At 40.3% G+C, this 16,629-nt stretch carries 15 protein-coding genes; 12 read left to right on the forward strand and 3 right to left on the reverse strand.

The genetic code is table 11. The features are described 5' to 3' along the window. The 9 genes from AC5O63_RS16485 to AC5O63_RS16525 all read left to right on the forward strand — a co-directional run bounded on the left by AC5O63_RS16485 (position 1) and on the right by AC5O63_RS16525 (position 11,484). Entirely contained in the window at positions 1-1,410 is a 1,410-nt protein-coding gene (locus AC5O63_RS16485) for a lipopolysaccharide biosynthesis protein (RefSeq protein WP_494505647.1), read from the forward strand. Continuing rightward, positions 1,397-2,800 (forward strand): O-antigen polymerase, encoded by a 1,404-nt coding sequence (locus tag AC5O63_RS16490; RefSeq protein ID WP_494505648.1) that lies wholly within the window; start codon positions 1,397-1,399, stop codon positions 2,798-2,800. The genes AC5O63_RS16485 and AC5O63_RS16490 overlap by 14 nt, the downstream gene beginning before the upstream one ends. Positions 2,801-2,818: 18 nt before the next feature. Further along, a complete protein-coding gene (locus AC5O63_RS16495) occupies positions 2,819-3,967 on the forward strand; it encodes a glycosyltransferase (RefSeq protein WP_494505649.1) in 1,149 nt (382 codons plus the stop codon). A 38-nt stretch (positions 3,968-4,005) separates the two neighbouring features. Beyond that, entirely contained in the window at positions 4,006-5,832 is a 1,827-nt protein-coding gene (locus AC5O63_RS16500) for a glucosamine 6-phosphate synthetase (RefSeq protein ID WP_494505650.1), read from the forward strand. Positions 5,833-5,928: 96 nt separating this feature from the next. Then, positions 5,929-7,065 (forward strand): glycosyltransferase family 4 protein, encoded by a 1,137-nt coding sequence (locus AC5O63_RS16505; protein WP_494505651.1) that lies wholly within the window; start codon positions 5,929-5,931, stop codon positions 7,063-7,065. A gap of 16 nt (positions 7,066-7,081) precedes the next feature. Next, positions 7,082-7,681, forward strand: a complete 600-nt coding sequence (locus AC5O63_RS16510) for a sugar transferase (protein WP_494505652.1) — start codon at positions 7,082-7,084, stop codon at positions 7,679-7,681. Continuing rightward, positions 7,674-8,303 carry an acetyltransferase gene (locus AC5O63_RS16515; RefSeq protein WP_494505653.1) on the forward strand — a complete coding sequence of 210 codons (630 nt, stop codon included), beginning with the start codon at positions 7,674-7,676 and terminating at the stop codon, positions 8,301-8,303. Before AC5O63_RS16510 ends, AC5O63_RS16515 begins: the two co-directional genes overlap by 8 nt. Positions 8,304-8,307: 4 nt before the next feature. Further along, the gene (locus AC5O63_RS16520) at positions 8,308-9,483 is read left to right on the forward strand and encodes a DegT/DnrJ/EryC1/StrS family aminotransferase (protein ID WP_494505654.1); all 1,176 of its coding nucleotides are present in this window, start codon (positions 8,308-8,310) and stop codon (positions 9,481-9,483) included. 63 nt (positions 9,484-9,546) lie between these two features. Next, the gene (locus AC5O63_RS16525) at positions 9,547-11,484 is read left to right on the forward strand and encodes a polysaccharide biosynthesis protein (protein WP_494505655.1); all 1,938 of its coding nucleotides are present in this window, start codon (positions 9,547-9,549) and stop codon (positions 11,482-11,484) included. Positions 11,485-11,541: 57 nt separating this feature from the next. On the opposite strand, the gene pssA is transcribed toward AC5O63_RS16525, so the two are convergent. The 3 genes from pssA to murB form a co-directional block, all read right to left on the reverse strand. Then, complete coding sequence (pssA, locus tag AC5O63_RS16530; RefSeq protein ID WP_494505656.1) at positions 11,542-12,882, reverse strand: CDP-diacylglycerol--serine O-phosphatidyltransferase; 1,341 nt, start codon at positions 12,880-12,882, stop codon at positions 11,542-11,544. A gap of 109 nt (positions 12,883-12,991) precedes the next feature. Beyond that, positions 12,992-13,954 carry a bifunctional biotin--[acetyl-CoA-carboxylase] ligase/biotin operon repressor BirA gene (gene birA, locus AC5O63_RS16535; protein ID WP_494505657.1) on the reverse strand — a complete coding sequence of 321 codons (963 nt, stop codon included), beginning with the start codon at positions 13,952-13,954 and terminating at the stop codon, positions 12,992-12,994. A 2-nt stretch (positions 13,955-13,956) separates the two neighbouring features. Next, positions 13,957-14,997 (reverse strand): UDP-N-acetylmuramate dehydrogenase, encoded by a 1,041-nt coding sequence (gene murB, locus AC5O63_RS16540; protein ID WP_494505658.1) that lies wholly within the window; start codon positions 14,995-14,997, stop codon positions 13,957-13,959. 67 nt (positions 14,998-15,064) lie between these two features. On the opposite strand from murB, the gene AC5O63_RS16545 reads away from it, so the two are divergent. From AC5O63_RS16545 to AC5O63_RS16555, 3 genes are all read left to right on the forward strand, one after another. Next, positions 15,065-15,487: a GNAT family N-acetyltransferase gene (locus tag AC5O63_RS16545; protein WP_494505659.1), complete on the forward strand. Its 423-nt coding sequence runs from the start codon at positions 15,065-15,067 to the stop codon at positions 15,485-15,487. 57 nt (positions 15,488-15,544) lie between these two features. Next, positions 15,545-16,168 carry a helix-turn-helix transcriptional regulator gene (locus tag AC5O63_RS16550; RefSeq protein WP_494505660.1) on the forward strand — a complete coding sequence of 208 codons (624 nt, stop codon included), beginning with the start codon at positions 15,545-15,547 and terminating at the stop codon, positions 16,166-16,168. 106 nt (positions 16,169-16,274) lie between these two features. Then, the gene (locus tag AC5O63_RS16555; protein ID WP_494505661.1) at positions 16,275-16,610 is read left to right on the forward strand and encodes a DUF3135 domain-containing protein; all 336 of its coding nucleotides are present in this window, start codon (positions 16,275-16,277) and stop codon (positions 16,608-16,610) included. Positions 16,611-16,629: the final 19 nt, after the last annotated feature.

Raw genomic sequence — 16,629 nt, forward strand, 5'->3', positions numbered from 1 at the left:
ATGAAGTTTAAAACGATCATAGGGTTTTCGTTAGGTCCCATAGGCAGTGCGATCATTGGCCTTGTATCAGTGCCCATTATAGCCTGGCTATATAACCCTATTGATGTAGGGAGATACGCTATGCTCCAAGCTGTTATAAATTTTGCAGTGCTTTTCTTAACGCTAGGATTAGATCAAGCATATGTAAGAGAGTATTTCGGTTCTTCGAATAGAAAGTATCTTTTTAGACTTTGTTTGGTTCCTGGAGTTATATTTTCTCTGGTCACTTCACTTGTTGTACTATTATTACCTTGGTCTATATCAGAGGTGTTTTTTGATCTGACCTCACTTGAGGTATCAGTATTAGTGATGATTACGGTCATTATTAACTTTTTTATCAGATATATATCCTTGAAGTTTAGAATGGAAGAGCGGGGGGTGGAGTATTCACTAAGTTTAATTTTCCCCAAAATCTTCCTATTGCTAGTTATTCTGATTTACTGGATAACGGATGTGGATCTTGATTTTGAAACGTTATTGGTTGCTAACGTAATCTCATTTCTACTGGTTATGATTTTTATGATTTCTATGACTTTTAAATCTGAAGAAAAAAAAGACGATACTCAGTCTAAGCGTCATTGTAATAGCCTGAAAGAAATGTTTCGATATTCGCTGCCATTATTATTTAGCGCTACGGCTTTTTCTGCACTAATTAGTGTGGATAGGTTTTTTATTAGATCTATGTCTACTTACGATGAATTAGCGTTGTTCTCTGTATCTATAAGCTTTGCTGGAGCAGCTGTAATATTTCAGTCTATTTTTTCAACGATATGGGCTCCAGTAGTTTATAAGTGGTCTTCTCACAATGATGGGCCCGTTAAAATCGAAAAATCTATTAATACTATAACATGTATAATGCTATGTGTTTGGTCGATATCGGGAGCATTATCTTGGGTGATACCATATTTTTTACCAAACGAGTATAGTAATGTAGAGTTGATATTTATTTCGGTAATGGCCTATCCAATACTGTATACAATTTCTGAGGCTACATCAATTGGTATAAATATTCAAAGGAAAACTGGTTATATATTAATAGTAACATTTATTTCTTTGATTACTAATATTGTGCTAAATTACGTGTTGATACCGTCATATGGAGCATTGGGTGCAGCTACTAGTACAGCTATTTCTTTTTATATTTACTTTGCACTAAAAACTTATATATCATTCAAAATATACATTAGTTTTCAGTATGCTAAAGGTTGGTTTTTGGTGACGATTTTTTCTATTGTAAACATATTGCCAATTACTCCCTACTCAAGCCTTGTTGTAACTCTAAACTTGGTTTTATTTGTTGTTACCTTATTCTGTTATCACCAAGATATTAAATATTTAGTAAGGAGTGGGCTACATTATGCGACTAAATGATATACATAAAGCTTTGATTATCTCCCTGCTATTATTCACTTTTTCTTATACTATTGTTATTGAATTGAATTCGACGTCACCGTATTTGGCTTCTCTTAGTTTTGTATTATTATTTTTTATGGTAGGGTTTAACCTTATCTCAATAAGAAACTTGGTTAACCCACTATTGTTCTTCTCTGTAATGTATTCGGGTTATATAGTCGGTGGGTACTATTATTCACAAAGTGAGGGGTATTTTGGGAAGTTTCTATACTTTTTAGATATTGGAAAGGAACAAGCTGAATGGTATCTTGTTTTATCGTTGATATATTCAATAATTTGCTTTTTTTTTCTATCATTGGGATATTATATAAATGGGCTGCATAATAAGGCTGATTTCCAACTTAATGTTTCTACTTTTGATACATTTCTAGGTAGGTACTATAAGTATATTTCTTACTCATTTATATTTATTGGGCTTGTCTATTGGATATGGGTTTCTAATACTATTGCAGGAGGGGTAGTAGACTCACTTATACTATTTCAAGTTTTCCCTCATCTAGCAAAACAACATAATATATCCATTGCTCCTTATTTGCTCTATTATTCGGGTATTTATATTTGGTTAATAGGTATTAGCGTGACAAACGATAAATTCAGTAAGAGGTTTGTGTTATTTTCTCTAATCGGATTTGTAATTTGTATATCTACCGCCAGAATATCAATGTCAGTAACCTATATATTAGTTCAGTTAGTTTTTGTCTATCTGATTAGGCCTAGCTCGCGCAAAAAAATCTCATTAGTTGCGGTTGCTTTATTATCAAGTGCTTTTGTTTTACATTTATTAAGAGAAGTTAGCAACCACTATTTTCTCCATGGGAGTGTTGAAGGATTTAATTTGAATGTTCTACGAACAATTATTGGTGGAGGGAATGTCAGTGATCTTCAGCAAATTGCAATTGTTTTTTATAGTTTCGATCTAAATAACGCTCTAGTTGGAAGCTCATACATAGATTGGTTTAGGAACTTTGTTGGTGTCTATTTGGGAATGGAGCCGTCTTCCATTGGGTTGCTAATTCATGAGAAATACATCCCTTCAACATCTGGGGCTCCAACGCCTGGTGCGATAGGGGAGGCTTTTGCTAACTTTAACTTAGGAGCTCCTCTGTTTATGTTTTTAGTGGGTTACGTTTTTTCATATATCCATTTCATTAGCTTAAAAAGCTCCAGTGCTATTGTACTTTTTGTCTATGCTAGCTTTCTAGTTTGTTTCGTCTTTTTGTACCCCAAAGTTGATTCTACAATGATTGTTAACTTAATCTGGGGTATACTACCGACTATTTGTTGTATCCTAATTTACTACGTGCTTTTTTTAATAGCGGGTACGAAAAGTAATATAAAAAAAACTTAGGTTTTGGTTTAGTCTTTTATGAAAAAAATTGTTCATCTTTCTCATACAGACATCAATAGTGATGGTAGAATATTGAAAGAAATTAATGCCTTAGCTAAAGGTGGTTATCATGTAAATGGCGTGGGCGTGATCATGAATGAGGGAACTGAAGAGTCTTCTCTTTTGGATGAAAACGTGACTGTGGAATCAATACGTGTTCATAGTCGAAACTTTAAGTGGCTACCTAAAACAGTCATGCATTCACTGTCAGTTGTTGAGATTACTTTGAAAATGCTCTTTGGGGTAATTAAAGCCAAACCTGAAGTCATCCATTGTCACGACACAATAGTACTTCCTTTAGGGGTTGTTGCGAAATTTTTTACACGCTCGAAGCTAATTTACGATGCGCATGAACTCGAGTCCGATAGGAACGGACTATCCAAAACCCAAGGTCGGCTAACGCTGTTTTTCGAAAAATCTCTATGGAAGTACATAGATAGGCTGATTGTTGTTAGTCCTTCGATTGCTCAGTGGTATCTAAAGAATGTTGGTCATAAGCCCGTAACTATTATACTGAACGCGCCATCGATGAACTCTAGTACCACGGAAAAAAAACTAAGCAGAAACTATTTAAGAGAAGTTTTCTCGATTCCTGACCATAAAAAAATATTTGTATATGTTGGCATCTTAGCTGAAGGTCGTGGTATAGAGCAGATTTTATCGATATTCAAAGGCGACTCAATCAATGCTTGCGTCGTGTTTTTGGGATATGGTGGGCTAAAGAAAGAAATTGAAGAAGTTTCTGCAAACTATAAGAATGTATACGTACATAAACCTGTCGAGCATGAAAAAGTAACATCAATTATCGAATCAGCAGATGCGGGGCTTTGCTTGATTCAAAATGTATCACTTAGCGATTACTTTTGTTTGCCGAATAAGCTGTTTGAGTATTCTCTAGCGGGACTTCCAGTCTTGGCCTCAGATTTTCCCGATATACGCAACTGCGTCAGCAAGTATAATTTGGGGATTTGTTGTGACTTAACAGAAGAAAGTATTAGAGATGGAGTGGTTAAACTTTCCCAAGATGTTTATGACTACAAAGTTAAGTGTATAGAACTAGAGGACCTCAGTTGGGAAAGCCAAGAAATAAAACTATTGGATATGTATAAAACGCTTGGAAATCAGTAAATTTGTAGCGTGTTTAAAAAATAAGTTAAGGTAAATGTATGTGTGGTATATTTGGTATAGTTTCAGATAAGGGAGTCGAGCGAGCAGATCTAAATGTTCTGGCGAAACACTCCCAGCAAAGGGGTAGAGATTCGAGTGGTCTTATCATCTATAACAATGATCATTATGAAGCATATCGCGCAGATTATAGTGTCGAAAAGCTAAAAGATCAGGTGTCTCTAAAACAGTCTTCTGTCGTATTTGGGCATAGTAGACTGATTACAAATGGTCTTTCAGACAACCAACCCGTTGTTAGAAATAATATCCTAGCTATCCATAATGGAATTATTGTAAATGACGATGAAGTTTGGAACCAGGTAGATGTTCCACGAACCCAAAAAATCGATTCTGAAGTTATTCTTGGTATTGTTATTGATGCATTGGGTAAAGGCGCTCAAATAGAAGAACTACCTCCGAAGGTTCTTAGTATTTGTAAAGGTGTAATTGCTTGTGCATTATTCTTGCCAACTCTTGGCAAGATGGTTCTATTCTCGAATAACGGTAGTTTATATCTCGGTGAAAAAAATGGTAGTAAGATATTTGCATCAGAATCATATGCGCTAAAACAAATCGAATGTAAGAATATTCATCAAATTATCGGTGAAGACTTTGTTATATTGGATATCCCTACTAGTAGCATAGATGTGACTATAGAAGACTTTGAGGGTCGTAAAATAAACTTAGTACCAGAACTAAAGTTTCGCCCAGAAGAAGTTCACTTAGAGTATCACGATCATGACCTAAAACGTTGTACGAAATGTATTCTGCCTGAAACAATGCCATTTATCCATTTTGATCAACAAGGTGTTTGCAATTATTGTAATACTTATAAACCACGTAATATACCTAAACCTAAAGAAGAGCTATTTGAGTTAGTGAAGCCCTACCGAAGAAAAGGGGCTGAACTTGACTGTATTGTTCCTTTCTCTGGCGGTAGAGATAGTTGCTATGGTCTTCATCTCATTGTTAACGAGCTTAAGATGAAGCCTGTCACTTACACTTATGATTGGGGAATGGTGACTGATCTCGGTCGTCGAAATATCAGCCGAATGTGTGCTCAGCTAGGTGTAGAAAACATCATTGTCGCTGCAGACATTACTCAAAAGCGTAAGAATATTGCCAAGAACTTGACGGCATGGACAAAATCACCTCATTTAGGAATGATGAGCATTTTAACGGCAGGTGATAAGCATTTCTTTAGATATGTTGAAAGTGTCAAACAACAAACCGGGATTAATTTAAACTTGTGGGGTGTAAATCCACTCGAAGTTACCCACTTTAAGACTGGTTTTTTGGGTATTGCTCCTGATTTTGAAGAAAAGAGAGTATATTCTCACGGTGCACTTAAACAGTTACGTTATCAAAAGAAACGTTTTGGCGCCATGATGAAAAGCCCAGGCTATTTCAACAGTTCTCTGTGGGACACTTTGTCCGGTGAATATTATCGCAGTTTTACTGAGAAAAAAGACTACTATCACATCTTTGATTATTGGAGATGGGATGAAAATATTATTGATGACACTCTGCTAAATCAATATGACTGGGAAAAGGCAATAGACACTGATACTACGTGGCGAATTGGTGATGGCACTGCTGCCTTTTATAATTATGTATACTATACAGTAGCTGGTTTTACAGAGCATGACACCTTTAGAAGCAACCAAATTCGCGAAGGAGACTTGACTAGAGATGAAGCTTTAGCGCTAGTGAAAGAGGAAAATAAACCACGATATCCAAATATTCGCTGGTATCTTGATACGCTGGGTTTGGATTTTAAAGAAGTTATACGTGTTGTGAACAATATCCCTAAACTATACAAAGTCTAAGAGAGAATTGATTAAGTGAGTAAATGTATCTGGTATGTTACCAAGTATTTTTCTCCCAAAACTACAACCTCGCCTGGTGGGCGAGGTTGGTTTTTAATGAGAGAACTTGCACTCATGGGACATCAGCCCATTGTAATCACGTCGGACTCAAATAACCTGGTGGATGTCCCTACACTCAACAATGCTGTTGAAATGCAATATAAAGACGGCGTCACATTAGTATGGCTCAAAACATTAAAGTACAAAACAGCGAAATCTTTTCATAGAGTTATTAGTTGGTTTCACTTTGAGTTGAACTTACTTAGACTTAACAAGGACACATTACCTAAACCAGATGTTATCGTAATTTCGAGCTTATCCTTACTAACCATACTGAATGGTATAATATTAAAGAAGAAGTTTAATTGCCCATTGAGTTTTGAGGTTCGGGATATATGGCCACTTACATTAGTCGCTGAAGGAGGATTTAGCCCTAATAATCCACTAGTGAAGTTCCTTGGCGTAATTGAAAAGCTTGGTTATCGAAAATCTGATTCGATAATTGGTACTATGCCAGCGTTAAACAAACATATTGAGAGAGTTGGCGTACATGGGAAAAAGGTTACTTGCGTTCCTATGGGGTACTCTGAAGAGCATTTATATGGACTCCAAGAACTTCCTCAAAGTTATGTAGTGCAATACCTGTCTAGTGATAAGTTTAAAGTTATACACGCTGGGACCATAGGTATCACGAATGCTCTTGATACTTTATTTGATACAGCATATAAACTTCGCAGTAACACTCGTATCGAGTTTATAATCGTAGGTGATGGTGCTTTAAAAGATCACTACAAGAACCGATATGGCTCTTTACCGAATATAGTTTTTGCCCCAAAAGTCAATAGACTTCAAGTACAAGCTGTACTTCAAAAATGCCAGTTGGTTTATTTCTCTGTGTACAAATCAGAAATTTGGGATTATGGGCAATCTCTAAATAAATTAATTGATTATATGTTATCTGGGAAGCCAGTTGTTGCATCATTTTCCGGATTTCCGTCGATGATAAATGAGTCTGGGTGTGGAACATTTGTTGAGGCTGAAAACTCCGAAGCATTGAAGAACGAGCTTGTTCGGTATTCGAGTATGACTGAACAAGAGTTAGCTGAAATTGGTAATTTAGGTAGAGAATGGCTTTTGGAAAATCGTAGCTATAAAAAACTTTCTCGAGAGTTTCTGGAAGCTACTCAGCGTTGATATATTGGGGTAATTTGTGGTAAAGAGACTTTTTGACATAGTTCTATCGTTACTGGCTTTAGTTATACTTTCACCTTGTTTTGTGCTTATTTCATTGAAAATCAGGAAGCATTTGGGCAGCCCGATATTCTTCCGTCAAAGTCGTCCCGGACTCAATGGTAGAACTTTTCAAATGATAAAGTTCAGAACGATGAGGAATACTTTTGATCTTCAAGGTTTACCTTTGCCCGATGATCAGCGAATGTGTTCATTTGGTAACAAACTTCGAAGTTCAAGTTTAGATGAGTTACCCGAGCTCTGGAATGTGTTGAAAGGCGATATGAGTTTGGTGGGGCCACGCCCACTACTAGAGGATTATTTACCTCTCTATAATGAAGAACAAGGTAGGCGTCATGAAGTGCGCCCAGGACTTACTGGCTGGGCTCAAATTAACGGAAGAAACGCGATTAGTTGGGAAGAAAAATTCACTTTAGACGTATGGTATGTAGATAATAGGAATTTATGGCTAGATATTAAAATTTTGCTACAAACAGTGCGAAAAGTATTGGCTAAAGAGAACATCTCATCTCAAGGTAATGTGACTGCCGAGCCATTTAAAGGAAACCAGAATGAGTAGGTGTGCAATATTAGGTGCTAGCGGTCATGGCAAAGTTGTTGCTGAGATTGCAGAGCTCAATGGCTATAACAGTATTTGTTTCTTTGATGATCGTTGGCCTGAGGTCTCTCAGGTTGCTCATTGGCAAGTTATTGGAACGACAAAGCAATTGCTGGAAAATTGTTCGTGTTTCGATGCTGTTATTGTCGCCATTGGCCATAATCAGACCCGAATTGAAAAGCAGTCCCTCCTTTCTCAAAAAGGTGCTCACTTTCCTACATTTACTCACCCAACCGCGACTGTAAGCCAGTACTCTCAAATAGGCGAGGGAACCGTTGTCATGGCGGGGGCTGTTATTAATCCATTTTCTACTATTGGACCTAGCTGTATAATCAATACGTCAGCCACAATTGATCATGATTGCGTATTGGATGAGGGAGTTCATATTAGCCCTGGAGCTAATATGGCCGGAGGAGTTCATGTAGGCGTAGGGAGCTGGGTTGGCATCGGTGCGAGCGTAAAGCAATTAATAAAAATTGGTAATTATACAGTTATTGCTGCAGGTGCCGTTGTAGTACAAGATGTTCTCGATGAGCAAGTTGTAGCTGGAGTTCCTGCTCAGCAGCTTAATAATAAGGATTAAAAAAGTGTTAAATACTCCCTTTTCACCGTGGCCTTCTTTTACTCAAGAAGAAGCAGATGCAGTTAGCCAGGTATTACTTTCAAATAAAGTCAACTATTGGACAGGACAAGAGGGACGAGAATTTGAAAAAGAGTTTGCGGCTTGGGTTGGTTGCGATTATGCAGTAGCTTTGGGGAATGGAACCCTAGCATTGGACGTTGCTTTAAAGGCTCTAGGTGTTGGGCAAGACGATGAAGTAATTACTACCTCAAGGACTTTTTTAGCGTCAGCATCTTCTATAGTCACTGCTGGAGCTAAACCAATTTTTGCAGACGTTGACCTTAATAGCCAAAATATAACTGCTGAAACAATCAAAGCAGTGTTAACCGAGAAAACTAAAGCTGTCATTGTTGTACACCTCGCTGGAATGCCCGCTGAGATGGATGCAATTATGGATCTATCTGATAAACATGGTTTCAAAGTAATAGAAGATTGCGCTCAAGCTCATGGTGCAAAATACAAGGGCCGTAGTGTAGGTACTATTGGTCATATTGGGGCTTGGTCTTTCTGTCAAGATAAGATTATGACGACCGGCGGTGAAGGAGGGATGGTAACGACGAATGACAAAAATCTCTGGTCTTTTATGTGGTCATACAAAGATCATGGTAAGAGTTTTGATGCTATTTACAACCGCGAGCACCCACCAGGTTTCCGTTGGCTTCATGAGAGTTTTGGTACCAACTGGCGCATGACGGAAATGCAGGCGGCTATCGGGCGTATCCAAATTCGGAGAATGGCAGAGTGGACAGAAAAACGTCAGGCAAATGCTTTAGCTATCGAGATGGCAATAGCTGAACTCCCAATTGTGCGTAGGGTAGAAATACCAAGCTACATTGAGCATGCTGAGTACAAACACTATATATTTGTTCGACCAGAGCACCTTAAACCTGATTGGACTCGAGATAGAATTATAGAAACGATAGTAGAGCAAGGCGTCCCAGCATATCAAGGCAGTTGTTCCGAGGTATATAATGAAAAGGCCTTTGATGAAACAGAGTTTCGACCTCAAAAGCCATTGAAGAATGCAGTAACCTTAGGCGAAACTAGCATTATGCTTCTTGTTCACCCAACCTTGGCTGAATCAGAAATCAAGCTTATGAGTCAAGTGGTTAGAAATGTACTGTTAGAAGCACAGGCCTAAAACTAAGTATAAATTTATGCGGTGCCAGAGTGCTACTGGCGCCTGTTTTTATCAGAGATTGGTATGGCTAGATTGAACTACATTTGGGAATTGCCAAGAACCCACAAACGGCTTATCAGTGTGGCTATAGATGCACTGTTTATTATAGCTTCATTTTATGCAGCGTATTGGAGTCGCATCGGACATCTTAAACCTCTTGATAGTCATCTGACATGGTATGTGGTTGGTGGGACGTTATTGGTAACGGTTGTTACATTTACCAAGTTGGGGCTGTATCGCGCTGTCCTAAGGTATCTTACATTTCACGCTCTAGCTGTTGTTAGTATAGGTACTATCATTTCAGCAGCTTCAATATCGGTGTTGGCATTTTATTTTGATGCCCCCGTTCCGCGGTCTGTGCCTATTATTTATGGTGCGTTTCTTTGCTTGTTATGTGGTGGATCTCGCTTAATTGTTCGAGTATTGGTCGCCCAAGCAAATGACAAAGGCAGTAAACGAGTATTAATATATGGTGCTGGTGCTGCTGGTCGACAACTTGCCTTAGCCCTTCGTTCTTCTGAGACTCACAAAGTTGTGGGCTTTATTGATGAAGACAAAACCCTGTACAACACAATTATAATGGGTCTTAAAGTTAAGGGTATTGGTCGTGCGGAAAAGCTTATAGAAAAGCACTCCGTCTGCCAAATCTTACTTGCGGTTCCTAGTGCATCAAGGGCTCGTCGTAAAGAAATTTTAGACTCTTTAGTTCACCTATCAGCAGAAGTTCTTACTGTTCCTGACATGAAAGATATTGTCGATGGAAAAGCTCAAATCGATGAGTTAAAGGACGTCGCAATTGAAGACTTGCTTGGACGTGATTCTGTAGCACCTCAGCAAGCTTTAATGGAAGCAAATATCAAAGACAAGGTGGTTATGGTCACTGGGGCAGGCGGGTCTATCGGATCCGAGCTCTGCCGTCAAATTATCAGACAGAAGCCGAAGGCTTTAGTCCTGTTTGAGCTTTCAGAGTTTGGACTGTATCAAATTGATCGAGAATTATCGAACTTAGTCGAAGCTGAGAGTTTGAATGTAGAAATTGTTCCACTACTTGGTTCTGTACAACGTATAAATCGACTAGCCACCACCATGAAAAGCTTTGGTGTTCACACGGTTTATCATGCTGCTGCTTATAAGCACGTACCTTTAGTTGAATACAATGTGGTTGAAGGCGTTCGCAATAATGTCTTCGGAACTTATTATACTGCGAAAGCGGCAATTGAAGCTCAAGTTGAATCGTTTGTTCTGATTTCTACAGATAAAGCTGTAAGGCCTACCAATGTGATGGGGACCACTAAACGCATGGCTGAGCTAGGTCTTCAGGCATTAGCCGAACAGGAAAATGCTAATGAGAGTGGGACCCGTTTTTGTATGGTTCGATTCGGCAATGTCTTAGGTTCTTCTGGTTCTGTTATCCCTCTGTTTAAAAAGCAGATCGCAAGCGGTGGTCCAATTACTGTCACCCACCCAGAGATCATTCGCTACTTCATGACAATCCCTGAAGCAGCACAACTTGTGATCCAGGCTGGAGCTATGGGTAAAGGTGGTGATGTGTTTGTCCTGGATATGGGTGAACCCGTGAAAATCACTGATCTCGCAGTTAATTTAATTCAGTTGTCAGGATTAGAATTGAAAGATGACAATAATCCATACGGTGACATAGCCATAGAGTTCTCTGGACTACGCCCAGGCGAAAAGCTATTTGAAGAATTGTTGATTGGTGACAATGTTGGTGAAACGGCTCACCCAAGAATTATGACAGCTAATGAACGTTTTCTTCCTTTGGATGAATATATTAAGGTTATTGACAATCTAGATAAGGCTTGCCATAACTTTGAGCATGATAAAATTAGAGAGCTATTACTAGAAGCACCTACGGACTTTAATCCAACTGATGGCATTGGTGATTTAGTTTGGCAAAAGCTTCATGACGGCAAAGAAGAGAAAGTCGATACAATCCATTAGATAAAGAAAGAGCTCCAAATATGGAGCTCTTCTTACATTCTTCTTTTGTCCAGAAATTTACAAAATCTGCTTTAACACTCGATCTGCACTAACCCTAGTAATCTTCCGCATGAGCTTCTGCACTGCATCGGGATAGTCTTCCGCTTTCTCCAATTGTCTGTAAGTACAAATGAGCTGAGTATGCTTAAGAATATTCTCCACCTCTTTCTCAAACTGAGGTGTTAGATGGTGGAAGTTGTCTTGGATAAAGAGAGCGTTCTCCAGGTCTAAGCTCCAAGCTCTTGGGTTGAGGTTATTACCCGTAATTAGCATGTAACGCTTGTCTACCCAGACTCCTTTTAGGTGGAAGCTGTTTTCTTCATGCTTCCATAAGTGGATTGAAAGCTTGCGACTGGCGATATTGGCCTCATTCGACTTAGCAAACTGACGCAAATTTCGCTCATAAAGGTAAGGCAAGCCACCGATGGTTTTAAACTCTTGCTCTGGGGAGATATAAAAGTCATTCGCCGTTTTATCACCAACGACGATAGTCACTCTCACACCACGCTTTAGTGCTTTTTTAACTTCCTTTGCCACGCTGCGCGGGAAGTTAAAATAAGGTGTACAGATGAAAATCTCATCTTTGGCCTGAGCAAGTAACTGGTTGATGCCTTGATTTAGTTTATTACGCTTTTTACCCACGCCCACGATAGGTGTTACAGCAACCTGTTCTTGAGAGACCGTTTGTGCGTCAAATTGATAAGAGGACTTAGCAAGAGAAGCTCTTAATTGGCGAATCTGAGCTTTTATCTCTTTGGTCTCCGGCTTATTTGAACAGGCTAGATTGTTCACTGCAGGGTGGTCGATCATCTCTTTCTGAACGAAGTTGACCATACTATCAGCTAGTGCTTTGTTGTTTAGCACATGATAGCGGTCGAAACGATAACGTTCTTTGTAGTTGAGATAGATGTTGTTAATACTTGCGCCACTGTAGATAACTTGGTCATCAATAATGAAGCCTTTTAAGTGCAAAACGCCGAATACTTCACGTCCACGAACCGGGACTCCATAGATTGGAATTCTGTGCTCGTAATTGTCCGCGAAGCTTTTATACATAGAGGCGTTGGTTTCGCCCGGTTCCGCACCGATTAAGCCGCGCTGAGCGCGATGCCAATCAACGCATACATTGATCTCTAGACCAGGGTTGCGCTGTTTGGCTTCATAGAGCTCAGTTAAGATCTCTCTTCCTGCTTCATCATCCTCCAAATAAAGAGCAACCAGGTAGATTCGTTTACTTGCCTGACGAATCGCTTCTATTAAGCGAGTTCGAAAATCTTTAGCGGCATAAAGTGTCTCAAACTGAGCTGGGTCTTGCGCCAAAGTAGGAAGTTGTTCGAATAAGTTCCTATTAGTCATCATGTTGGATGGGTTACCTTTACTTAAAGTGGACAAGGATATTAGCAAAATGTGCTAGCAGTTCCTAGTTACCAGATCCTAGTTCGACAATGCGAGTTGTAAAACCTGTGATTTATTGATTAGGACGAAGGCTGATCTCACCACCGATGTAGGTTTCCAAGCCATTTTCGGTTTCTAATAGAACCGCGCCTTGTTCGTTGATGCCTCTGGCGATTCCGCTAATCTCCCTCGGCCCCATAAGCAATTTTACAGGTCGGTTGATAAAGTTATCCAAGCGATTCCATCTCTCGACAAAGCCTGCCATCCCATACAGCTCATAGTCATCTAAAGCCTTGTGGAGGGTGGTTATCATGCTAATCGCAAGTTGGTTTCTATCAATCTGTTGATTATCGGCAACTTCATCTAGGCTGGCCCAAGGCTGGGTAATGCCTTCTGTTGCCTCTGACATCATCAAGTTGAGGCCCATACCAATGACAAGGTTGGCCGCTGCACCAGCTTGGCCTGACATTTCGACCAGAATGCCTGCGAGCTTCTTGTCTTGATAATAGAGGTCATTCGGCCACTTTAGTTTTACCCCTGTCAGTCCCATTTCTTCGAGGGACTCAACGATTGCCACGCCAACTACTAGACTTAGTCCCATTGCGGCTGCCATACCTGCATCTAAACGCCAAAACATCGAGAGGTATAGGTTTGAGCCAAAAGGGGATACCCACTCGCGCCCGCGGCGACCTCTGCCTTTAGCCTGATACTCAGCAAGACACACTGATCCAGATTCTAAGCTATCAACTCGATCAAGTAGATATTGGTTGGTTGAGTCAATAATAGGTATCAGTTCTACTCGATTAGCTAAACTAGTTTGAAGAATTTCTTTGTCGAGCAATTGCATCGGCTTGGCGAGTTGGTAGCCCTTGCCCTGCACGCGAAACACATCGACCCCCCAAGCTTGGATGCCTTTAATATGCTTACTGATCGCAGCTCTGGATACGCCAAGCTTGTCTCCTAGCTCTTCACCGGAGTGAAATCCCCCTTGTGATAAAGCCTTCAAGATAGAAAGTTTTACGGAATGCTCTTTCATTGCTAGCTCTCTAATATTGTTTCTAGATTCGTTTCTGCATGAGAACCGATAAATCTCACTTCATGCTCTAACGCTATCTGATATTTTTCCAATACAGTTTGGCGCACTGTTGCTGCTAATTTGATCACATCGTTTGCGGTCGCATTGTCTGTATTAACTAGCACCAATGCCTGTTTAGGGTGGACTTGAGCACCACCGATTTGATGCCCTTTCAATTGGCATTGATCTATTAGCCAGCCAGCGGCGACTTTTACGCCATCTTGTGTTGGGTAGGCGGCAATATTGGGGAATTGTTTACTCAAACTTTCGAACTGCTGGTTCGAGATAACCGGGTTCTTAAAGAAGCTCCCTGCATTGCCTAGCTTGGCAGGGTCAGGCAGCTTTTCCATTCGAATTTGGCAAACTCGCTCAAACACTTGCTGCGCGGTGAGCGTTTCGCTTTGTAGAGATTGAAGCGGGCCATATTCGATATTTGCTGACCACTGTTTTGGAAGTTTCAAGCCGATCGCTGTAACCATGACTTTCTCAAACAGCTCATGTTTAAAAATGGAATCTCGATAGCTAAACTGACACTCTTCAGTACTCAATCGTTTTGTATTGAAGGTTTCTAAACAAAGTACGTCGACATATTCGCAGATGTCTTTCAGCTCAACACCATAAGCGCCGATGTTCTGAATCGGAGCGCTGCCCGCACAGCCGGGGATCAGAGCGAGATTCTCTAATCCAAAGTAACCTTGTTCAACACTCCATTTCACCAAGCTTGGCCAATCTTCACCGCCAGCGATATGCAGATGCCAATGCGTGTCGGTTTCACTGACCGACTTACCGAGCAATTTATTGACTACCACCACGCCTTGGTAGGGTTGGGTAAACAATACATTACTGCCTTTTCCCAAAATCAGTTTAGGAAGGCTCAACCACTCTTGTTTTTGATACACATGTTTGATTTCTTCAACGGTTGCAACTTCAACCAGATAAGAGCAGGTTTGCGAGATAGAAAAGGTGTGAGAGCGACTAAGATCTGCGTTAGCTAATATTTGCATCGGATTTATCGAGTAATCTAAACTGCCTGCATTCTACCCTAAATTGAAGTTGGTGATAATGAGCCCAATGCAGATTGAAACCTTAGACCCAATAAAACTCCCCATTGTCTCGCGGTTGTACAAAGCTCACTATCCTTCAGGCAAGGCGAAAAAGGATGAGCTGACCATTGTTGGTACCATTGATCAACAAATCGTCTCACTGGTCCGTTTTAGAAATATTGAGCAGTATCGTTTGCTAACCGGAATGCTAGTTTTACCAGAACATAGGGGAAGTGGCTTAGGTCATCAGTTAATGGGCCACTGTGCTCAGCATGTTTTATCGGAGCATGACTTCTGCTTTGCCTACGCACATCTAGAAACATTTTATGCTCAACATAACTTCAAGACGATTGATGCGAGTCAATTACCTAACTCGCTAAAAGGGCTGTTTGAACGTTATAGCCTGAAGAAGCAACTTGTAGCGATGAAGTTCGTCAAACCTTCTCGGTAAAGCGTTTGCTTTATAAAGCTGATGCTCCATAATATTTCAGTGATTGAGGGAGCAAGCATGAAAAGCGCCGACAAAATATTACAGACCATAAAAAGAAAGGGGGCTGTTACCGCTAAGCAGCTTGCCGACGCACTCGATATGACTACCATGGGGGCGCGTCAACACCTACAAACTCTTGAGAATGACGATTTACTCATCTTCGAAGACCTAAAAGTGAAAGTGGGTAGGCCTACCCGGCATTGGTCGCTGACAAAGAAAGGTCATGCTCAGTTTGCTGATCGTCACAGTGAGTTGACCATTCAAGTCATAGAAGCGGTCGAAAACTTGTTTGGTCAAGAGGGTTTGCAAAAAGTGGCGGATGAGCGAGAAGCGAAAACGTTAGCTCACTATCAAGAAGAGCTCAGCCTTTGTGCCGACTCCTTTTCTAAGCTGAAAAGGCTGGTTGAATTGCGGCAACAAGAAGGCTACATGGCGGAGCTTGAAAAGACAGACTGTGGTTACTTGTTGATTGAAAACCACTGTCCTATTTGTAAGGCTGCGACACGTTGTCCGAGTTTGTGTCGCTCAGAGCTAAGTATCTTTCAGACTCTGCTTGGTGACGGGTTATCTGTCGAACGTACAGAGCATATCGTTGCTGGGCAGAGAAGATGTGTCTATCAAATTAAAGGTATGCCATTTTAAAGCGTCTCAAATGTAAGAAAAAGATTCTCAAGCTCCCCAACTTTGTCTGAATCGCCTATCCTTACATTGCAGTGTTGATAATTTAGTCATCACTACGGGAGGCAGTATGAGTTCACCTTTAATCAATCAAACCTTACCTTCTTTCGATGAGTTAATGGCACTGGCAGAGGATAATCCAGAAGGCTTTACTCAGCTAAAGCAGAATATGTGTAAAGAGATGATTCTTTCGGCTTCAGAGGAAATGCAAGACAGACTATGGGCGCAGCAAAGTCATATCGATCGTGTTGTAGGAAACTGCAAAAACCCCAATCACGCCAATGTGCTCCTCATGCGCGAGCTTGTTTCCCAAATGGTAAAATTTCAAGATGTGCTTGATGGTGATGTGAGCGAGATAGACTCTCAGCACAGTGCGCAGGTTATTCCTTTGGATGACTGGCGTTAATTAGCTGCTAATTGATGAT

It is taken from the genome of Vibrio sp. SCP2 (assembly GCF_059295395.1).